General features: G+C 64.6%; 2 protein-coding genes. Both read left to right on the top strand.

The window, feature by feature from the left end; genetic code table 11:
- Positions 1–120: a 2-oxo acid dehydrogenase subunit E2 gene (locus tag Q4563_RS23355; protein WP_336623078.1), complete on the top strand. Its 120-nt coding sequence runs from the start codon at positions 1–3 to the stop codon at positions 118–120.
- Between the two features lie 3 nt (positions 121–123).
- On the top strand, positions 124–229 hold a 106-nt coding region (locus tag Q4563_RS23350; protein WP_336623077.1), incomplete at its 3' end, for an FAD-dependent oxidoreductase.

Here is a 229-nt window from a genome sequence, read left to right as displayed (position 1 = left end):
ATGATGAACCTGTCGTCGAGCTTCGACCACCGCATCATCGACGGCTGGGACGCCGCCAGTTTCGTGCAGAAGATCAAGGGCTTGCTGGAACATCCCGCCAGCCTGTTCGTGGACTTCTAAGCCATGCCTGGACCGATGAAGACCAAGGTGCTGGTGGTGGGCGGCGGCCCCGGCGGCTATGTGGCGGCCATCAGCGCCGGCCAGCTCGGCCTCGACACGGTGCTGGTGG

It is taken from the genome of Gilvimarinus sp. 1_MG-2023, assembly GCF_030548285.1.
The sequence above is the reverse complement of the archived record's forward strand: the minus strand, read 5'-3'. Positions and strand labels throughout refer to the sequence as shown.